We start from the raw sequence: 21633 nt of genomic DNA, 5'->3' as shown, positions 1-21633 counted from the left end.
GACCTGTGCGCGGGCCCAGCCCCGGCAGCATCACCAGATGCGGCATCCCCGGCGCCGGGGTGCCAGGCGCCTGCATCAACGGCGGGCGTCGGCCGCCGTGATCTGGGTGTCCTTGACCGGTGCCACGCCCAGCGACGACGTCGGGTCGACGATCACCATGGTTTCGGTCGAGCCGTCCGGCCAGACCACCTGGAAGGTGCTGCCCGCCGGCAACGAGGCGAACGGCATGCCGCTCTGCGCGCGGTACACCGCGGCCACCTGGCTGGCACCGGCGCGGCGCACGTCTTCCTGTGTCTTCACCGAGGTCAGCGTCACCTTCGACAACTTCCGGTAGCGGTCATCGTAGGTGTCGATCATGACCAGGCCCACGGCACCGGCCGAGTAAGCCACGAACAACGCCACCCAGAACCAGAACTTGGCGCCATGCAGGAATCGACGGTAATTCATGACCGGTTACTCCGCTTGATCAACTGCTCAACCAACGTTTTCATTTTCCCCGCACCTTGCCGCGAAACCGCAGCGTCATACACGAAAGTGGCGAAGTCCTGCCCACCGTCCTGCGAACAGATCCCTCCGTTCGCGCAGAAATTGTTCATCAGCACGCTGTCCGGCCCACAGGCCATGCCCAGCTCGCACGCCGCCAGGCGCCACGCCAGTTCGCTGAACTGATCGCCGGCTACCAGGCCCTGCAGCGCGCCATCACCGCTGGCGCGTTGGCCCATCGCGGTGGAAATGGCCATGTAGGCTTCCGGATCACGCGAGTCCATCACCCGCTCCACGAGGTCACGGCGGTACTCGGGACTGTCCTGGAGCGGCTGGCCATCGGCGAACAACGCCGCTTCAGCCGCCAGGTTGCCCGCGCGTGCGGCCAGCACGCGTTGGGTGAGAATCAACGAACGACCCAGGCCGTCGCTGGAGACAAAACCCGCGCAGCGGCGTGCAACGCGCTCGCGCGCCTGCACCATCGGTGAGGATGCGTTCATGCCCAGCCCGGTGAGCACGTTGTTGTCGAGCTGGTAGCCGCCCGGGTCCATCGCATAGATGGCGCAGTAGTCGTACACGCGGCTGACCATCCAGCCTGCCTCGGCATTGCCGTTGGCGGCCTGCAGGCGGAGGCGCTGCGCGTAGGCAAACAGGTCGGTGTCCCCTTCGATATCGGCGCGGATGTCCAGCGGCAATCCCGACGGCACCGCCGTGCTGCGCTCGCTGGCCAGCAACCGGCGCGCCAACTGCTGGGCCTGAAGCGGCGCGGCCGATGTTGCACCTACCTGCAGTTCGCTGACCGCAGCCGATCCATGGTCGGCCTGCAGCGCGCGGCCACCCGCGCGGTAACCCACCATCCCCAGCAAAGCCAAGGCCGGCACCACCAGCAGCCAGGTTTTGAGCGTGGGCGCGAGGGCCATGGCGGGACCAGTTCGAAGGAGACAGACAGCAGGATGCGGAGTTTAGCAATGGCGTAACCTGTTGTCTGAACACCCCGTCGCGTCGCTTCTCACCGACTTATGAGACGGGCGTCACCGCGAGCCCCCTCAATGGTCTAGCATTCACCGTTTTCCGCAGGTCCCTACCGCCCATGCCGTTCCTGGAACTCACCCTTCGCTGCACCGAAGCCACCCAGCCGCGCTATGAAAATGCGCTGGACGACGTGGGCGCGCTGGCGGTGACCCTGCTCGACGCCGATGCCGACACCAGCAACGAGCGCGCCATCCTGGAACCGGGCGTGGGCGAAACCCCGCTGTGGAACGATCTGGTGCTCAGCGCCCTGTTCCCGGCCGACACCAATGCGCTGGCACTGCTGGCGGCGCTCGAGGCGTTCGACCCGGGCCTTGAATGGAGCAATGCCAGTTTCCGCGCGGTGGAGGACGAAGATTGGGAGCGCGCCTGGCTCGACCAGTTCCAGCCGATGGCGTTCGGCGACCGCACCTGGATCGTGCCGTGGAACCATGAGCTGCCCGAGGCCGCACAGGCCGCCGATGCCGCCATCGTACGGCTGGACCCGGGCCTGGCGTTCGGTTCGGGCACCCACCCCACCACCGCGCTGTGCCTGCGCTGGCTGGACGCCCTGGCCGCCGAAGGCGCGCTGGCCGGGCAGACCGTGCTGGATTTCGGCTGCGGCTCGGGCATCCTGGCACTGGCCGCGCTCAAGCTTGGCGCGGCCAAGGCAGTGGGCGTGGACAACGACCCGCAGGCGGTACTCGCCACGGGCGACAACGCCGAGCGCAACGCGCTGCAGGAGCGCATGCAGGTGTACCTGCCAGCCGACGAACCGCAGGCCACCTACCCGGTGGTAGTGGCCAACATCCTGGCTTCGGCGCTGGATGCGCTGGCCGAGCTGCTGGCCGCGCGCGTGGCGCCGGGGGGCCGGATTGCGCTGTCGGGCATCCTGCATGGGCAGGAAGACGAACTGCTGGTGCGTTACGCACCGTGGTTCGAGCAGCTTGAAGTTGCGCGTGACGACGACTGGATGCGCATCACCGGCGTGCGCCGTGCTTGAATGAACCACCTCCGCCCGGCCCTGACGCGATGACCGAGCCCACCCCGCCCCCTCGCCGCCCGCTGGCGACGTTTCTGCGTGCATCCACCGATGCCCCGCCTGCGGTCGACCCACCGCCGGTAGCAGCGCCGGACGACACGGTGCCGGACGATCACGCTGGCGAGGAAGCGCGGGACACCGGCCGGGCCGACGCGGACATCCCGCACGATCGCACGGCGGTCGGCAATGATGACGCAGCCGTGGTGGCCGACGACGATGAAGCCTTCCGGCGGCTCGCCAGCAGGAACGCGGCCCCGCTGTCGGCGACGTCAGCGCCCAGCTTCATGCGCACGCCGCAGGCGGCAGCGCCTGCGCCGCGCTGGCAATGGGGCCTGGTGACCGGGCTTGTGGTGCTGTTGTCCTTGCAGATCGCGCTTGCCGACCGCGCGCGCCTGGCCGCCGATGCCGGCAGCCGGCCATGGATCAGCGGCCTGTGCAGCGTGCTGCGCTGCAGCCTGCCGGCCTGGCGGGAGCCGGCCGCCTTCAGCATGATCAGCCGCGATGTGCGGCCGGTACCCGGTCAGCCCGGCGCGCTGCAGGTACAGGCCAGCTTCCGCAACGATGCCCGCTGGGCGCAAGCCTGGCCATCGCTGCGGCTGTCGCTGTCCGACGCCGATGGCCGCGTGATCGGTACCCGCGTGTTCGCACCTCGCGACTACCTGGACCCTACGGTTGATGCCGCTGCGGTACTGGAACCGGGCCAGAGCGCGCAGATAGCATTCCGGGTCCGCGAACCTGCCGCGTCCACCGTCGCATTCACCTTCGAGTTCCTGTAACCCGGCGTCCTGCCCACGAGCGTGGCGGCCCGGCCACGCACGCGCTAGACTGACCCCCTCCAAATTTTCCGCCAGGGTTGTGGTCCGCCCTGGCTTCGCACCGGGATCCTTCTTGAACGCTGTCCTTTCTCGTCCTGACACTAGTCGTGGCGCGCCCAAGCCACCGCTGCGCGAACACGTGGCCCAGTCGGTCCGGCGTTACCTGCGCGACCTGGACGGCTGCGATGCGGATGACGTGTACGAGATCGTCCTGCGTGAAATGGAAATCCCGCTGTTCGTGGAAGTGCTCAACCACTGCGAAGGCAACCAGAGCCGCGCGGCGTCGATGCTGGGCATCCACCGCGCCACCCTGCGCAAGAAGTTGAAGGAATACGGCATCACTACGTGATGCCTGGCTGAGGTGGGCCCGCCGGCGGGGGTACCTGCCGGACGTTGGCCACGGTCCGGTGGCGGGCATTTACGGCCTACAATACGGGCCCGCTCCGCTTCGATCTCCTGCCCCCATGAGTTCCGATCTGCTGCCCGTGCGCCGGGCCCTGCTTTCCGTTTCCGACAAGACCGGTCTGATCGACCTGGCCCGCGCCCTGGCCGCGCGCAATGTCGAGCTGCTGTCCACCGGCGGTACCGCCAAGTCCATCCGCGACGCAGGCCTGGCGGTCAGGGATGTGGCCGATGTCACCGGCTTCCCGGAAATGATGGATGGCCGGGTCAAGACCCTGCACCCGCTGGTGCACGGTGGCCTGCTGGGCCGGGCCGGCCAGGATGAGGCGGTGATGGCCGAACATGGCATTGCGGCGATCGACCTGCTGGTGCTGAACCTGTACCCGTTCGAGCGCGTCACCGCCAATCCGGACTGCACGCTGGCCGATGCAGTGGAGAACATCGATATCGGCGGCCCGGCCATGCTGCGTTCTGCTGCGAAGAACTTCGCCCGGGTTGCGGTGGCCACCGATCCGTCGCAGTACGCCGAGCTGCTGGCCGAGCTTGATGCCAATGATGGCAAGCTGTCTGCCGCCAAGCGTTTCGCATTGTCGGTGGCCGCGTTCAACCGCGTAGCGCAGTACGACGCGGCGATCAGCAACTACCTGTCGGCGGTGACCGCCACCGAGGCGGCCGTGCCGCTGCGCACCGAGTTCCCGGCGCAGATGAACTCCAGCTTCGTCAAGGTCATGGACCTGCGCTACGGCGAGAACCCGCACCAGGCCGGCGCGTTCTACCGCGACCTGTCGCCGGTGGCCGGCACGCTGGCCACGTTCCAGCAGCTGCAGGGCAAGGAACTGAGTTACAACAACCTGGCCGATGCCGATGCCGCATGGGAATGCGTGCGCCAGTTCGACGCGCCGGCCTGCGTGATCGTCAAGCACGCCAACCCCTGCGGCGTAGCCGTGGGCGCCGGTAACGGCGATGCCTACGAGCTGGCCTACGCCACCGACCCGACCAGCGCCTTCGGCGGCATCATCGCGTTCAACACGCCGCTGGACGCTGCTACCGCCAAGGTGATCCTGGACCGCCAGTTCGTGGAAGTGCTGATCGCTCCGGATTACGAACCGGCCGCGCTGGAGTACGCGCAGAAGAAGGCGAACGTGCGTGTGCTGCGCATTCCGCACGGCGAAGGCCGCAACCATTACGACACCAAGCGGATTGGCTCGGGCCTGCTGGTGAAGAGCGCGGACAACCGGGGCATGCGCCGTGACGAACTGACCGTGGTCAGCAGGCTGGCCCCGACCGAAAAGCAGTTCACCGACCTGCTGTTCGCCTGGAGCGTGGCCAAGTTCGTGAAGTCCAACGCGATCGTCTACGCCAGGGACAACCGCACCATCGGCGTCGGCGCCGGCCAGATGAGCCGCGTGTACTCGGCCCGCATCGCCGGCATCAAGGCGGCCGACGCGAACCTGGTGGTTGAAGGTTCGGTGATGGCATCCGACGCGTTCTTCCCGTTCCGCGACGGCATCGACGCCGCTGCGGCCGCCGGGATCAAGGCGGTGATCCAGCCGGGTGGCTCCATGCGCGACGCGGAAGTGATTGCCGCGGCCGACGAACACGGCCTGGCGATGGTGTTTACCGGCGTGCGTCACTTCCGTCATTGATCATCACAGGGGTCCGGTGCTTGCCGGGCCCCTTTTTTCTTCCCCTTTGTTGCGAGAACTGCCTTGAAGATCCTCGTCATCGGCTCCGGCGGCCGTGAACATGCCCTGGCCTGGAAGCTGGCCCAGTCGTCCCGTGTCACCGAGGTGCTGGTTGCACCGGGCAATGCGGGCACCGCCACCGAGGCCGGCTGCCGCAACGTGCCGGTCAAGGTCACCGACCTCGACGGGCTGCTGGCGCTGGTGCAGGCCGAAGGCGTCGGGCTGACCGTGGTCGGCCCGGAAGTGCCGCTGGTGGCTGGCGTGGTGGATCGCTTCCGCGCTGCTGGCCATCGCATCTTCGGGCCCACCGCCGCAGCGGCACAGTTGGAGGGCAGCAAGGCGTATGCCAAGGACTTCCTGGCCCGCCACAACATCCCCACCGCGTTCTACGCGGTGCACACCGAGGTGGACGCGGCGCTGGCCTACATCCGCGAGAAGGGCGCACCGATCGTGGTGAAGGCCGATGGCCTGGCCGCCGGCAAGGGCGTGATCGTGGCGATGACGCAGCAGGAGGCCGAAGACGCGGTGCGCGACATGCTGTCGGGCAATGCGTTCGGCGATGCCGGCGCGCGCGTGGTGATCGAGGAGTTCCTGGATGGCGAGGAAGCCAGCTTCATCTCGATGGTCGATGGCACCACGGCGCTGCCGATGGCCACCTCACAGGACCACAAGCGGGTGGGCGACGGCGATACCGGCCCGAACACCGGCGGCATGGGAGCGTATTCGCCCGCGCCTGTGGTCACCGATGAAGTGCATGCACGGGTGATGCGCGAGGTGGTGAATCCCACCGTGCAGGGCATGATCGCCGATGGCATCCCGTTCACCGGCTTTCTCTATGCCGGACTGATGATCGATGCCAGCGGCGCGCCGAAAGTAATTGAATTCAACGTGCGCTTCGGCGACCCGGAAACCCAGCCGGTGATGCTGCGCCTGCAGTCGGACCTGGTGGAGCTGGTGGAAGCGGCAATCGATGCACGCCTGGACACGGTGCAGGCGCAGTGGGATCCGCGTCCTTCCCTGGGCGTGGTGATGGCGGCCTCGCCGTACCCGGAGGCGCCGATCACCGGTGACGTCATCCACGGCCTGGACCAGGTGCCGTCCACGGCCAAGGTGTTCCATGCCGGCACCACGCTGGACGCGCAGGGCCAGGTGCTCAGCGCCGGCGGCCGTGTGCTGTGCGTGGCCGCGCTGGGCGACAGCGTGGGCGACGCGCAGGCCAATGCGTATGCCGGCGTGGCGAAGGTGTCGTGGGACAACGAGTTCCACCGCAACGACATCGGCTGGCGCGCGATCGCCCGCGAGCGGGCATGATCGCCGCGGCGCCCGGCCAACGGTCGGGCGCTACCCGGCAGGTGCCCACCGTTGGTGGGCACGCTCGAAGCAACAAAAAACCCGGCAACGCCGGGTTTTCTGTGTACTGCGTTGGACGCCGCATTACGCGGTGAACAGCGCCTTCATCTTCTTCAGCGCGTTCGCTTCGACCTGGCGGATGCGTTCGGCGGACACACCGTACTCATCGGCCAGCTCCTGCAGCGTGACCTTGCTGTCGGCGTCCAGCCAGCGGCGACGGATGATGTCGCGCGAGCGTGCGTCAAGCTCGGCCAGGCCTTCGCGCAGCAGCTGCAGCTGGTTGTCTTCGCTGTCGGCACGCTCATAGGCCATCGACGGATCTTCGTCGTTGGCGACCAGGAACGCAGCCGGCGACGGCGGCGCATGCTCGTTGTCGTCATCGCTGGGCGCATCGAAACCGACATCGCGGCCGGACAGGCGCGATTCCATTTCCAGCACTTCGCGTTCGGACACGTTGAGGTCCTTGGCGACCGCGGTCACCTCCGCCGCGTTCAACCAGCCCAGGCGGGTCTTGGACTTGCGCAGGTTGAAGAACAGCTTGCGCTGCGCCTTGGTCGTGGCGACCTTGACGATGCGCCAGTTCTTCAGGATGAACTCGTGCATTTCGGCACGGATCCAGTGCACCGCGAACGACACGAGGCGAACGCCCATGTCCGGGTCGAAGCGCTTCACGGCCTTCATCAGGCCGATGTTGCCTTCCTGGATCAGGTCGCCCAGCTGCAGGCCGTAGCCGTTGTAGCCACGGGCCACGTGCACCACGAAGCGCAGGTGGGAATGGACCAGCTCGCGCGCGGCGTCCAGGTCCTGCTCGTCGCGGAAGCGGCGGGCCAGGTCCTGCTCGTCATCGACCGTCAGCACCGGGATCTGGTGCACGGCGCCGATGTAGGCGTCCAGCGAACCGAGCGCACTGGGAATCGGAAGATTGTTTGCCACAAGGGCAGTAGACATGTTCTGGCTCATAGGGGTCATCTTATCAGTCCCGTATTTGGACTGCTGACAGTTCAAAAAGTTCCAGCGTTCCGTGAGTGAAACGCTGGCGCAGATCAGGCCCCTAACGTACCGCGAAATGGTGACAGTTGCGAGTGGGCCGCGCCGCGTCAGTTTCCATTTTAAATCAATGGGATATAGGCAAAAACGTCACAAGCACGTCGTTTTGGGCAGGACAATCCCACCAAAAGACACCCATTCAGGATGAAAACGTTGCCAGGCATTCAGCGCCGGCACCCGCCAACGCCTGAACGCCCCCAAAAGCCCCCCAAGCCGATGCACGGCACCGGAACCACCGAAGCCGACAGCCGAAGCCGCAACGCCCGGTAGTGCCACCCCATGGGTGGCAGGCCAGAACCCACCGACGCTTAGTAATATCCCGACAGACTCAAGAAAAACCCCTTCGCCTCATACCGCAGCTCGGTCAGGTCATCACTGAACTCGGTGAAGTTGTACCCGGCGCCGATCTTGAAGTTCTGCCCGACCTGGCGATCCACGCCCACCAGCCAGCCCTTCTTGTCGCCGCCCTCGCGCACATCCAGCCAGCGATACTCGGCAAGGGCTTCCCACTGGGAGAACAGCCGGTAGCGCAGCTGCAGTGCCGAGAAATTCACCCGGCTGTCCAGCCATTCGCCCTCGCCGCGCCCGGTGCGATAGTCGCCCCAACGCCCGGCCAGCTTGCCGGCCAGCTCCCAACGGTCACTGACCTGCATGACGCCTTCGAACGAGACGATCTGCGATTTCTGGTCATACACGTTGCCGCCTTCCTGGCCCAGCGACGCCACGTCGTACAGATAGGTGTACTTGCCGAACGCCGCCCAGCGCGTGTTGTCGTGCGGGCGCCAGGCGAACCCCAGGTTGGATTCCACCAGCTTGGCGTCAGCGAGCGGGTTGCGCCTGTCGTCGGTGTCGGCGTAGTTGGCGCGCAACGCGATGCGCCAGTCCTCGTTGACCTTGTACAGCAGACGGTTGGTGGTCACCCACTGGCGGCGGTCTTCAGCGCCTTCATCGCGGCGGTACTCCAGCTTGCTGGCCCACTGGGTGTTCGCATCGGTCCGCCCGCCGTTGACGCTGTACGCGCGGCGGTCAACCCGCCCGGTGGTGGCATCTAGCTCGCCATCCATCACGCTGAAGCCCAGCGTCCAGCCCTGCGCGGGGTAGAAGTCCATGCCGAAGGTGTGCACCAGGCCGGCACTGTCGTCGCGGCGGTCCTTGAGGTACTGGCTTTCGTTGAACACGTTGACCTGGTTGCTCAGGCGCCAGCGCTGGCCCAGCGTCCAGCCCGACTGCAGCCCGGTGTCATACAGCGGGTCGGTGGTGGTGCGGTCGGTGCTGTAGCTGTAGTTGCCGTAGAAGCTGTGCTCGGGCGTCATCCAGTATTCGCCCTCCAGCTTCGCGCCATCGCCTCGACTGCCGCTGCTCACTTCCGCGCCCAGGCTGGAGCGGTTGCCGAACAGGTAGCGTGCGCCCAGTGTGGCCAGGTCGTTCTTCTCGTAGGCGCCGCTGTCGTCATCCACGGTCAGCTGCCCTACTCCGTACAGCTCCCACTTGGCACCGAAGCGCTGCCGGTAGCTCAGCGCCGCCAGCGTGCCGTCCACATCGGTACCGGCGTTTTCCTCGCGTACCCGGCGCAGTTCGGCACCGAGCTGGCCATCGTTGCCCAGCCGCCAGTCCATCGTGAGCTGAGACTGCTCCACCGCCACCTCACCGCGTTCGGCGCGGCTGTGCCGGCCGTACAGGCTCAGGTTGTCGGTGAAGTACCCCAGGAACTCTGCGCCGTATTCTTCCAGCGCCAGCCCGCTGTCCATGCGCGAAACCGAGAAGCCGGCATCCACGTCGCGCCACCAGGCACCCATGCTCCAGTCCTGCCTGGTCCAGCCCAGCTCGCGCAGGTTGGCGCGCGCTTCCACCGCGCGGGCATCGCCCTTGCGGTCACCGCTGACCGGATTGCGCTGGATGAAGCTCAGGCCGCCGTTGTCCGAATAGAAGATCGGCGCCGCAGTGGCTTCGGTACGGGTCTGCTCCAGCTTGAGGTAGGTGCCACGCCCGGCCTGCAGGGTGAGGTCGGCGCCCATCAGGCTGTAGTCGTCGCCACTGCGGTTTTCATCGACGTAGGTGCCGCCGATCGCCACATGGTCGCCCAGCCATTGCTTGCCGCGCAGGCCGGCGCTGACATCGTCGGTGCTGAAGCCCACCGGGATGTACTCGTAATCCACCAGCAGCAGCTGGTCGTAGCCGTCCAGCGGGGTATCCCGGGTCAACGTGCGCACGTTCTCACGGGTGATCTGCGACAGCGCGCGGGTCAGGAACAGTCGGCCCTGGATCTCGTTGATCTCGTAATCCACGCCCCGCTGCAGGTTGGTGCGCACTTCGGTGCGGCCGGTGGTGCGGTCGCGCACCTCCAGCACCACCTGCTCCGAGCCGGGCAGCAGGTCGGTGTGGCGCAGGTAGTACAGGCTGCCGCCGGTGCCGAGGAACTCGCTGTGGCCCAGCGCGGACTGCGCTTCGGATCCAAACGCCTTCAGCAGCGAGCGTGGATCGCCCAGCGGCGTGGTCGCGCGCGAGCGCCAGCTCACTGCCGCGCCATACAACGAACGCACGTACTGGCCGTACTCGGTACCGGTGAAGCCGGTGGCGAAGTTGCCCCACAGCGCCTGGTTCTGGTCCCAGTCCACGCGCACGTACAACCTGCCCTGCGTATCGACGTCGCGATACGTGGTGGAGTCATCACCGTAGACCGGGTAGTACTGGTCCGGGTCCAGCCGGCGGAACACATCGCGCGCATCGGCATCCAGGAAGCCGTCGAACAGCCGCTTCAGTTCGCGGTCGTAGGTGTCGGCCTGGGCAGTGACCAGGTATTTGCCACGAAGCTTGCTCTTCAGGTAGAACGCCAGCCGGCCTTCGCTGAGGAAGCTGTCGTCCTGGTCGCGGTCGGCAGCCAGCGGGTCCAGGTTGCCGCTGGCGGTGTTGCTCGACAACGTTACGTCGGCCAGTGCCACCAGGAACCGGTAGCTGCCGGTGACCTCCACGTCCAGCGTGCGGGTCAGGGTGGGCGCATCCATCGCTTCCACCTGCACCAAATAGCGGTGCTGGCCGATCGGCTCCAGGAACTCGGCGGCGAACTTCTGCTCGAGGTCCACCGGGAAGCTCTGGCCATTGATCAGCACCCGTGCGTTGGGGCTCAGGCCACGCCCGTAGATGCGCACCCGCGAACCGTAGATCGGGATGTTCTGCTGGCGCAGCGCGTTCTGGCCATAGATCGCATTGCTCAGCTGCTGGGCCTGTGCATCGTCGCCGTCGAGCACGCGGCCGAGGGTGCGCTGCACGTTGTCACGCACCAGCTGGGTGCCACGTTCGTAATCGGTGGGCAGCACCAGCTGGAAGCGCTGGGCGTTGGTTTCATCGAAGGAGCCATCACGGCCGTACGCGCGGGCTATGTACTGCAGGTCGTCGCCGACGCGCAGGTTCAGGTTTTCCGGCAGCTGGCCATCCCATTCGGTATTGCCCACGTAATCGACCGGCATTTCGATGCGCGCCAACGGCGTGACGAGGTCGGTGTCGCTGCCGCGATAGATCACCACTTCCAGTCGTTCGATGAACGAAGCGTAGTTGTTGTAGCCATGGAAGCGCAGCGGTTTGGTCAGGCGCCCGTTCTCGAACGGGGCCATCGAACCGGTCTGTACGTTGAGCACCGGCGCCGACAGTGCCGGGTCTTCGGTGGCCCACACCACCGCGCCGTCGGGCAGCTCGGTGGCCGAGGCGCCATTGGGCGCCGGCACGAACGCGCCGGGCGCCGTCGGATCGGATGGCGCATCCGCCGCCGGGTGCACCTGCAGCAGCAGGTCGTTGCCCTGGCGGCAGCCATCCACGCCGCACAGCGTGGTGGGCACCTCCGGCACGGGTTGCGGGGCCTGCGCGTGGCTGGTCGGCAGCCACAGCACCAGCAGGAGCACCAAGGGGCTGAGTGAGGTCTTGTTGATCATGGGCATCTCCTCAGCGATCCGCACGGGTGGCGGGGCGGGCCGGCGCAGTAGGCTGCACCTGGACCTGCACACGGGCGGCAACGTCGGCCGGAAGGCGTGGCAGCAATGCCTGCCGCAACGCATCGGCACGCCGTGCGGCCAGTTCGGGCGTGGCCTGCCCCACGGCCACGTTGAGCTGCCCACCGCCCTGCGCCTGCAGCGTGCGGGCGGCATGCGCCAGCACCGCTTCAGCCGCCGGGCCGAGCGTGGCCTGGCCGGGAACGAACAGTCCTTCGCCGACCTCGAGCACCGATGGCGGTGGTCCTGCCCCCATGCGTCCTTCCGGCAATGCGACACCGAAGTCGAAGCGCACCGGCAGCCCCGGGGTGATCCGCCGCACCAAGGGGTTGCGGGTGGTGAAGCGCGCCTCACCCGGCAAGGTGCTGGGGTCGACCTTGAGGATGAAGTTGCGCCCGCGCGCCTGGCCTCCGTTGATGCCGACCAGGTGGTAGCGGCCGTAGGCGTCGGTTTCGATCACCAGGCCTTCCACCGACACCACGCGCACCCCGGGTATTCCGCGCTCACCGGCATCCTGCACGCCGTTGCCGTTGCGGTCGTCGAACACGCTGCCGACCACCAGGCTTTCGTCCAGCAGCGGATCGCCGACAACCTCCACATCGGCCGAGGCCACGTTGCTGATGGTGGTACCCAGCACATCGGCTGCGGTGATGCGGTTGGTGTGCACGCCCAAGCCGACACCCGCCCCTACCCGCAGGTAGTACACCAGCGTCGCCGAGCCACCCGCCGGGATATCCAGTCCATCGATCCGCAGCGGTGCCACGCCGCTGGCACGTGCGGCGTTGTCGGCATCGCGGGCTTCGAATCCACCCGGAATGAAGGTGAAGCCACTCGGCAGGGTGTCGAGCAGGGTCACGCCCAGGGCATCGAAGTCGCCCATGTTCTCCACGGTCACCACATAGCGCACCACGTCGCCTACCTGCACGCTGCGCTGGGTGGCCTGCTTGGTGAGGCGCAGGACCACCGCGTCGGCGGTAACCACCACATTCACCCAGCCCTCCACGCACACCGGGGTGGGCATCGAGGTGTCGCAGATGTTGTAGCTGAAGTTGTCCAGGCCGCTGTAGCCCACGAAGGCGGTGTAGACGCACTCGCCGTTGCCGCAGGTCGCCCGGCCGCTGGAGGCGGCACGGCCCAGCCGCATCGACGCGGGGTTGATGCGCGCGCCGCTGGTGGTCAGGTTGTCCAGCAACGGTACGGTGGTGGTGGTACCGCTGAGCACGGTGATGTTCTCATCCACCACATCCACGTCGTTCAGGCCGGTCTGCACGCTGACCGTGGCGCTGCTGCAGGTGGACGGCGAGGCCTGGCTGCAGACGGTGTAGGTGAAGCTGTCGGCGCCGCTGTAGTGGGTCATCGGGGTGTAGCGCACGCTGCCACCTGGCAGCACCACCGCGGTGCCCATGGTCGGCGCAGCGGTGATGGTTACCACCACCGTATCCGGGTCGACCGGAGCGCCGTTGGCCAGGTCGTTGGCCAGTACCGGCACGTCGACCGGGATGTCCTGCGGAGTGCTGGCCTGGTCGTTGTTGGCCACCGGCACGCTGTTCGGTGCTGCCGCCAGCGTGACCGACAGCGTACCCACCGCACACACCGTGGGCTGCGCCACCAGGCAGATCTGGTAGGTGGTGGTGTAGGTCGTGCCGGGGGCACCGGCGGCGACGTCGACACTGCCGTCGGGCTGGATGGTCAGCGCGGCGGTGTTGGTCGGGGTCAGCACCACCGCAGTCGGATCCACCGGTGCGCCGTTCAAGGTGTCGTTGGTCAACACGTTGGTCACGCCGGTCGCCCCGCCCGGCGGGACGCCAGGCACGGTGTCGTCGGCGGCGACCAGCGCACCGGCCGCTTCAAGGGTGACCGATACGGTGCCCACATCGCACACGGCAGGCTGTGCCACCAGGCAGATCTGGTACGTGGTGGTGTAGGTGGTGCCGGGCGTACCGGCTGCCACATCCACACTGCCATTGGCCTGGATGGTCAGCGCAGCAGTGTTGACCGGGGTCAGCACCACCGTGGCCGGGTCGAGCGCGGCGCTGTTGTAGGTGTCGTTGGCCAGCACGTTGGCCACGCCACTGGCACCGGCAGCCGGTACGTTGGCCACCGTGTCATCCACCGCGTCCAGCAGGCCGGGCGTGGTGGCCAGGATGACCGACACCGTACCGATATCGCACACCGTCGGCTGTGCCACCAGGCAGAGGCGATAGGTGGTGGTGTAGGTGGCGCCGGGCGTGCCTGCTGCCACGTCCAGGCTGCCGTTGGGCTGGATGGTCAGCGCCGTGGTGTTGTTCGGGGTCAGCAGCACCGTGGCCGGATCGAGCGCCGCGCCATTGAAGGTGTCGTTGGCGAACACGTTGAGCAGGCCCAGCGCGCCGGTGGCCGGCACGTTGGTGGCGGTGTCGTCCACGGCATCCAGCAGCGCCGCCGTGACCGTCACGCTGACCGTGGCGGTATCGCACACGTTGAGGTTGGGCGCGGGCAGGCACACCTGATAGGTGAAGCTGTCGGTGCCGGTGAACCCAGCATTGGGCGTGTAGCTGATGGTGTTGTCGCCGTTGACCACGGCGGTGCCATTGGTGGGTGGCACCGACACGGTGAACACCGGACCCGGCGGCAAGGTGTCGTTGGCCGCCACGTTGAGCACGGTGGTACCGCTGCCGGCAGGCAGGGTGTCATCGGCCGCGTCGGGACGCACCGCCACCACGGCCGTGGCCTGCGCGCAGTTGGTCGGCTGTGCGTTCTCGCAGACCTGGTAGGTGAGCGTGGTGGCGGCGGGCACTGTGCCCGGTGCCACCGTCACCACCCCGTTGGCGGCCATGCTGTAGCCCGGCACCGCGCTGACCAGCGACGCGGTCACCGGCGTCGTGCCCGGCACGATCAGTGCGCCGTTGAAGGTGTCGTTGAGCAGCACGCTGGTGGTGCTGCCTCCGGAGGGCGCGACCGGGGTGGCGCTGAAGTCATCGCCCACTGCGACCAGCGCACTGGCCGTCACGGTCAGGCTGACGGTGGCGGTGTCGCACACTCCCGCGCCGGGGGCCGGCAGGCACACCTGGTAGGTGAAGCTGTCCGCGCCGGTGAAGGGTCCGCTCGGGGTGTAGCTGATGGTGCCATCGCCATTGACCACGGCGGTGCCGTTGGCCGGTGCAACCGACACGGTGATGGTGGGGTTGGTCGGCAGCGTGTCATTGGCGGCGACGTTGAGCACGGTGGTTGTGCCCGCAGCAGCCGACAAGGTGTCGTCGGCCGCGACCGGGCTGACCGCAACCACGGCGGTACCCTGCGCGCAGTTGCTGGGCACCGCGTTTTCGCAGGCCTGGTAGCTGAGGGTTACCACCGCCGGGGTGGTGCCCGCGGCGACGCTGACCACGCCATTGGCCGCCATGCTGTAGCCGGCGACCGGGCTGATCAGCGACGCCGTCACCGGCGTGGTGCCGGGCACGATCGGCGTGCTGTTGAAGGTGTCGTTGAGCAGCACGCTGGCGGTGCTGCCGCCGGCGGCCGGCGCGATCGGGGTGCCGGTGAAGTCATCGTTCACCACCGTCACCGAGGTGGCGGCAACCGTGAGCGTCACGGTGGCGGTGTCACAGACCCCGGCAGCGGGCGCCGGCAGGCAGGCCTGGTAGGTGAAGCTGTCGGAACCGGTAAAACCGGCGTTGGGCGTGTAGCTGATGGTGCCATCGCCGTTCACCGTCGCGGTGCCATTGGCCGGTGCAACCGACACGGTGATGGTGGGGTTGGTCGGCAGCGTGTCGTTGACGGTGACGTTGAGCACCGTGGTGGTGCCGGCAGCGGCGTTGAGGGTGTCATCCACCACCACCGGGCTGACCGCCACCACGGCAGTGGATTGGGCGCAGTTGGTGGGAACGGCGATTTCGCATACCTGGTAGCTGAGCGTGGTGGCCGCCGGCGTGGTGCCCGGGGCAACCGTGACCACGCCATTGGGCGCCATGCTGTAGCCGGTCACCGGCGTTACCAGCGAGGCGTTTACCGCCGTGGTCCCGGGCACGATCGGTGCCCCATTGAAGGTGTCGTTGAGCAGCACGCTGGCGGTGCTGCCACCGGCGGCTGGCGCGATGGGTGTGGCGGTGAAGTCGTCGGCCGCAGCGGTCAGCGTGGTGGCACTCACGGTGATGCTCACCGTCGCGGTATCGCAGACACTGGCGCCCGGCGCGGGCAGGCACAGCTGGTAGGTGAAGCTGTCGGGACCGGTGAAACCGGCAGTGGGCGTGTAGCTGATGGTGCCGTCGCCGTTGACCACCGCGGTACCGCTGGTCGGCGCGGTCGGAATGGTGACGACCGGGTTCAGCGGTGCGGCATCGTTGACCAGGACGTTCAGCACGGTGGTGGTCCCGGCGGTGGCCGGCAGCGCATCGGCCACCGCCTCGGGGCGCACGGCAACCAGGACCGCAGCGCTGGCGCAGTTGGTCGGTGCCGCGTTCTCGCATACCTGGTAGTTCAGCGTGATCGCTGCTGGCGTGGTACCCGGCGCCACGGTGACAACACCGTCGGCCGCCATCGTGTAACCGGTGGCGGTGGTAAGCAGCGTGGCGGTGACCGGCGTAGTGCCGGGCACGATGGCCCCACCGTTGAAGGTGTCATTGAGCAGCACGCTGGCGGTGCTGCCACCGGCGGCCGGCGCGATGGGCGTTGCCGTGAAGTCGTCGTTGACCGCGGTCAGGCCGGTGACGCTGACAGTGACCGCAACCGAAGCGGTATCGCAGACCGCTGCGCCCGGTGCCGGCAGGCACACCTGGTAGGTGAAGCTGTCCGCACCGGTAAAGCCGGCGACGGGCGTGTATGTGATGGTGCCATCGCCGTTGACCACGGCGGTGCCGTTGGTCGGCGCAACCGCGACGGTGATGGTCGGGTTGGCCGGCAAGGTGTCGTTGGCGGTGACGGCGAGCACCGTGGCGCTGCCCGCAGCGGCCGGCAGGACATCGTCCACCGCGACCGGGCTCACGGCGACCACGGCCGTGGCCCCGGCGCAGTTGGTGGGCACTGCGGTTTCGCACACCTGGTAGTTCAGGGTGACCGCAGCCGGGGGGGTGCCCGGCGCCACGGTGATCACCCCGTTGGCATCCATGCTGTAACCGGTGACCGGCGTGGACAGCGACGCTGTCACGGCGGTGGTACCGGGAATGATCGGCGCACCGCTGAAGGTGTCGTTGAGCAGCACGCTGGTGGTGCTGCCGCCGGTGGCCGGCGCGATCGGCGTTGACGTGAAGTCATCGGCCACGGCGGTAAGCGTGGTCGCACTGACGTTGACGCTGACGGTAGCGGTGTCGCAGACACTGCCGCCCGGCGCGGGCAGGCACACCTGGTAGGTGAAGCTGTCCGCGCCGACGAACGCGCCGGTCGGGGTGTAGCTGATGCTGCCATCACCATTGGCCACGGCGGTGCCGTTGGCTGGCGCCGACGCGATGGTGACCACCGGATTCAGCGGTGCCGCATCGTTGGCCAGCACGTTGAGCACGGTGGTGGTGCCGGCCGTGGCCGGCAGGGCGTCATCGATCGCGTCAGGAGCGACCGCCACCACGGCCGTGGCGGCGGCGCAGTTGGTCGGCAAGGCGGTCTCGCACACCTGGTAGCTCAACGTGACCGCTGCGGGCGTGGTGCCCGGCGCCACGCTGACCACGCCCGTGGCGGCCATGGTGTAGCCCGTCACAGGGCTGAGCAGCGTCGCGGTGACCGGCGTGGTGCCAGGCACGATCGCTGCGCCGTTGAAGGTGTCATTGAGCAGCACGCTGGGGGTGCTGCCGCCTGCGGCCGGCGCAATCGGGGTGCCGGTGAAATCGTCATTCACCGCAACCAGCGTGGTGGCGGTCACCGTAAGCGCCACCGTGGCGGTATCGCACACGGTGCCGTGTGGTGCCGGCAGGCACAGCTGGTAAGTGAAGGTGTCCGGGCCGACAAACGCACCGGTCGGGGTGTAGCTGATGCTGCCGTCGCCATTGACCGCGACAGTGCCGCTGGTCGGTTGCACGGTCACGCTCACCACCGGGGCAAGCGGGGCGACATCATTGGCCAGCACGTTGAGTACGGTGGTGGCGCCGGCGGTGGCTGGCAAACTGTCATCGACCGCGTCGGGACTCGTCACCACTACCGCGGTGGCCGTAGCGCAGTTGCTGGGCAGCGCGGCTTCGCAGACCTGGTAGTTCAGCGCCACGGAGCCCGGCAGCGTACCGGCGGCGACCGAGATCACACCGTTGGTAGCCATGCTGTAGCCCGTCACGAGAGTGGTGAGCGATGCAATGACCGGGGTGGTGCCGGGCACGATGGGCGCGCCGTTGAAGGTGTCGTTGAGCAGCACGCTGGGCGTACTGCCGCCACTGGGCGGAATCGGACTGGCGCTGTAATCGTCGTTCACCGCTACCAGCGCGGCGGCGGCGATGCTGATGGTCACCTGCGCGGTATCGCAGGTGGTGCCATCGGGCGCGGGCAGGCACACCTGGTAGCTGAGCGTGTCGGTCCCGCTCTGGCCCGCCGTGGCCGTGTACTGCAGGCTGCCATCGGCGGCCAGCACGGCGGTACCCTTGGTCGGCGCAACCGCGATGGTGAACGTCGCACCGGCCGGCACGTTGTCGTTGGCGGCCAGGTTGAAGCTGCCCGGCTGGGTGCCGGTGACCGAGGCGGTGTCGTCGAATGCATCCGGGGCGATCAGCACCTGTACTGCCGCGGTGTCACAGTTGCTGGTGGAGCCCAGTTCGCACAGTTCATAGGCAAGCGTGGCGGCGCCGGCGGGTGCGAACCCGGACACCGTGATCACGCCGCCCGCATCGATGCTGAAACCGGCCGGTGCGCCGACCAGGTTCACGGTGACCTGCAACGGGTTCGCCGCGGCGCCGTTGAAGGTGTCGTTGCCGAGCACGCTCGGGGTGGTGCCGCCGGCGCCGGGGGCGAACACCGGCGTGCGGAAGTTGTCGTCCACCGCATCGAGGGTGTTTGCGATGACGTTGATGCTCACCGTACCGGTGGCGCAGGTTCCGGCATCGGGTGCCGGCAGGCAGACCTGGTACTGCAGAGTCTGGGCGCCTGCGCCGGCAGGCGTGTAGCTGAAGCTGCCGTCGGGCTGCAGGGAGAAGGTACCGGCTGCCGGTGGGGTGAGCACCGTATAGGCCGCACCGGCAGGCGCGTTGTCATTGATGCTGACATCGCCCACCAGCGGCTGGCCGGCCGACGTGGTGTAGCTGTCGTCGGCAGCCGCGGGAGCGATCAGCAGCGCGACTGCTGCGGTATCGCAGTTGCTGGTGGTACCGGCTTCGCACAGCTCGTAGCTGATGCTCACCGCACCGGCGGCGGCACCGGCCGGGACGTTGATCACCCCGGCGCTGGTGATGGTGTAACCCGGCGGCGTGGTGCCGGTCAGGCTCAGGGTGACCTGCGCAGCGGAGGCGGGCGCGGCGTTGTACAGGTCGTTGCCCAGTACCGACGGCGTGCTGCCGCCGGTGACCGGCGAGATCGCAGGCGTGGTGAATGTATCGTCCACCGCATCGACGGTGTTGGCGGCGATGACGAACGCGGCCGTGGTGGTCGCGCACACGCCGCTGTTTGGCGCGGGCAGGCACACCTGGTAGGTGATCGTATCGGTGCCGGCGCTGCCGGCGGCCGATGTGTAAGTGAAACTGCCGTCGCTGTTGAAGACCAGCGTGCCCAGGGTCGGTTGGCTCAGCGCGGCGAATACCGCGTTGGGCGGCGGCGCATCGTTGGTGCCGACATTGCCGCTGAACGCCTGGCCGGACTGCGCATTGAAGCTGTCCGGCTGCGCCGCCGGGCTGACCAGCACCTGCACGTTGGCGGTGCTGCAGTTGGCAGGAGCCGCGTTCTCGCAGAGCTGGTAACTCAGCGCGGTGGCACCGGCCGGAACCCCGGCCGCTACGGTGATCACACCGCTGGTGGGATCCAGGCTGAAACCGGCCACCGCACCCTGCAGGGTAGCGGTGACGGTGCCCGGGGTGACCACGACGCCATTGAGGGTGTCGTTGCCCAGTACGCTGGGGGTACTGCCGCCGGTGAGGGCCGGGACTGGAGTCGGGAACAGGTCATCGTTGGCCAGCAGCGCATTGGCGCCCAGGGTCACGGTGACGACTGCGGTATCGCAGACGCCGCCATTGGGGGCCGGCAGGCACACCGAGTAGCCGAACGTATCGGTGCCACTGGCCCCGGCATTGGGCGTGTAGGTAAAGGAACCATCCGCGTTGAGGACGACGGTACCCTGGGTCGCGGCCGCACCCGCTGCGGTGAACGCGGAGCCGGCCGGGGTGTTGTCGTTGCCAGCCACACTGCCCGATACCGGCTGCCCGGCGCCGGGCGTGGTGATGGCATCGTCCAGCGCATTCGGGCCCACCACCACCTGCACCGTGGCGGTATCGCACAACGTGGGCGCAGCGGTGACGCAGATGCGGTACGCCAGACTGACCGGACCCGCCACGGCGTTCGCCGGCACGCTGATCGCACCCGCGTTGATCGTGTAACCCGCCGGTGCGGTGATCAGGGTCGTGGTCAGGGTGGCCGGATCAACCGCAGCGCCATTGAACGTGTCGTTGGTGAGCACGCTGGGCGTGATGCCGCCCGCCGCAGCCGGAATGGCCCCGGCGCTGAAATCATCGTTGACCGCGTCGATCACGTTCGCGGTGAGGTTGACCGTAACCGTGGCGGTGTCGCACACGGCGCCGTTGGGCGCGGGCAGGCACAGCTGGTAACTGAAGGTATCGGTGCCGGTGGCACCGGCATTGGCCATATAGGTGAAGTTGCCGTCCGTCAGAAGCTGCAGGGTGCCCTGTGTCGGTGCGGCGGTCTGGGTGAACGTGGAGTCGACCACGTAGTTGTCGTTGTCGCGCACGTTGCCGACCAGCTGCGCGCCCGCCTGCACGGCGTAGCTGTCGTCCACGGCGTTGGGGGCCACCACAAGCTGCACATTGGCGCTGGCGCAGTTGCTGGGCGAAGCCGCCTCGCAGATCTGGTACGTCAGCGTCACCGGGCCCGACGCCGCGGTGGCGGGCACGCTGATGGTGCCATTGGCGTTGATGGAATAGCCCGCCGGCGCAGTGGTCAGCGTGGCGACCACCGCCGCATCCACGAACGCGTCCCCGCGCAGCGTGTCATTGGCGAACACGCGCGGTGTGGTGCCACCGGCACCGGGCGGAATCGGCGTAGCGGTGTAGTTGTCGTTGTTGGCGACGATTGCCGCCGCCTGCACGCTGATCGTGGGCGTGGTGGCGGTGTTGTCGCCCGGGGTGGGATCGGTGGTGCCTGGCGGCGGTGTGATGGTGGCGCTGTTGGCCGAGATGGTGGCCGGGGTGACGACAGGCGCGGTACCCGTGACCAGCACCACCAGCACCTCGCCCACGCCGACGTTGACCCCGACATTGACGCTGTCGGTACCCGACGCCGCGGAACAGGAGGTGGCGGCCGACACCGGCGCGCAGGTCCAGGTCACGCCGGTGAGCTGGGTCGGCACCGAATCGGTCAGGAGTGCGCCCACGGCCTGCGACGGTCCGCCATTACGTACCTCGATGCGGTACTGCACGGGCGCACCGGCCGCAACCGGCACCGGCGAGGTGATGGTCTTGACGATGCTGAGTTGCGCGGTGGCCGCCAGGGTATTGCTGTCACTGCTGCTGTTGTTGCCCGGGGTGGGATCGGAAATGTCGGCCGGTGCGGCAACCGTGGCGGTGTTCACCAGTGGGTTGCGGTAGGCCTGCGCATGCACGCCGGCGGTGGCCAGGGCCATCAGCAATACGCCAGCCAGGGGCAGCGCGCGGGCGGGCAGGCGGCTGGCGGTGGGCCGGGAAAGGAAGCGGCGGGCGCTGGCGGTCGGCATGCAG

10 protein-coding genes are annotated in these 21633 nt (G+C 67.9%); 5 read left to right on the top strand and 5 right to left on the bottom strand.

Going from position 1 to position 21633, the window contains the following annotated elements; genetic code table 11:
- Positions 1–75: 75 nt before the first annotated feature.
- Together ACTJI4_RS01565 and ACTJI4_RS01560 are read right to left on the bottom strand one after the other, a co-directional pair.
- A complete protein-coding gene (locus tag ACTJI4_RS01565) occupies positions 76–447 on the bottom strand; it encodes a hypothetical protein (protein ID WP_392922869.1) in 372 nt (123 codons plus the stop codon).
- Positions 444–1403 carry a hypothetical protein gene (locus tag ACTJI4_RS01560; protein WP_392922866.1) on the bottom strand — a complete coding sequence of 320 codons (960 nt, stop codon included), beginning with the start codon at positions 1401–1403 and terminating at the stop codon, positions 444–446. Before ACTJI4_RS01560 ends, ACTJI4_RS01565 begins: the two co-directional genes overlap by 4 nt.
- Positions 1404–1573: 170 nt before the next feature.
- Here ACTJI4_RS01560 and prmA point away from each other — a divergent pair, with 170 nt between their 5' ends.
- The 5 genes from prmA (at position 1574) to purD (ending at position 6746) form a co-directional block, all read left to right on the top strand.
- Positions 1574–2494, top strand: coding sequence for a 50S ribosomal protein L11 methyltransferase (prmA, locus tag ACTJI4_RS01555; RefSeq protein ID WP_392922864.1), 921 nt, complete (start codon positions 1574–1576; stop codon positions 2492–2494).
- A 29-nt stretch (positions 2495–2523) separates the two neighbouring features.
- Positions 2524–3309 carry a DUF3426 domain-containing protein gene (locus tag ACTJI4_RS01550; RefSeq protein ID WP_440868329.1) on the top strand — a complete coding sequence of 262 codons (786 nt, stop codon included), beginning with the start codon at positions 2524–2526 and terminating at the stop codon, positions 3307–3309.
- A 112-nt stretch (positions 3310–3421) separates the two neighbouring features.
- Entirely contained in the window at positions 3422–3697 is a 276-nt protein-coding gene (fis, locus tag ACTJI4_RS01545) for a DNA-binding transcriptional regulator Fis (protein ID WP_392922859.1), read from the top strand.
- A gap of 115 nt (positions 3698–3812) precedes the next feature.
- Positions 3813–5396 carry a bifunctional phosphoribosylaminoimidazolecarboxamide formyltransferase/IMP cyclohydrolase gene (gene purH, locus ACTJI4_RS01540; protein ID WP_440868328.1) on the top strand — a complete coding sequence of 528 codons (1584 nt, stop codon included), beginning with the start codon at positions 3813–3815 and terminating at the stop codon, positions 5394–5396.
- 63 nt (positions 5397–5459) lie between these two features.
- Entirely contained in the window at positions 5460–6746 is a 1287-nt protein-coding gene (gene purD, locus ACTJI4_RS01535; protein ID WP_392922853.1) for a phosphoribosylamine--glycine ligase, read from the top strand.
- A gap of 123 nt (positions 6747–6869) precedes the next feature.
- On the opposite strand, the gene rpoH is transcribed toward purD, so the two are convergent.
- The 3 genes from rpoH to ACTJI4_RS01520 form a co-directional block, all read right to left on the bottom strand.
- Positions 6870–7745, bottom strand: a complete 876-nt coding sequence (gene rpoH, locus ACTJI4_RS01530; protein WP_392922850.1) for an RNA polymerase sigma factor RpoH — start codon at positions 7743–7745, stop codon at positions 6870–6872.
- A 395-nt stretch (positions 7746–8140) separates the two neighbouring features.
- Positions 8141–11755: a hypothetical protein gene (locus ACTJI4_RS01525; RefSeq protein ID WP_440868327.1), complete on the bottom strand. Its 3615-nt coding sequence runs from the start codon at positions 11753–11755 to the stop codon at positions 8141–8143.
- A gap of 10 nt (positions 11756–11765) precedes the next feature.
- Complete coding sequence (locus tag ACTJI4_RS01520) at positions 11766–21629, bottom strand: Ig-like domain-containing protein (RefSeq protein WP_440868326.1); 9864 nt, start codon at positions 21627–21629, stop codon at positions 11766–11768.
- Positions 21630–21633 lie beyond the last annotated feature (4 nt).

The sequence above is a fragment of the Stenotrophomonas sp. 22385 genome (assembly GCF_052045085.1).
In the GTDB taxonomy this organism is placed as follows: Bacteria; Pseudomonadota; Gammaproteobacteria; order Xanthomonadales; family Xanthomonadaceae; genus Stenotrophomonas.
The sequence above is the reverse complement of the archived record's forward strand: the minus strand, read 5'-3'. Positions and strand labels throughout refer to the sequence as shown.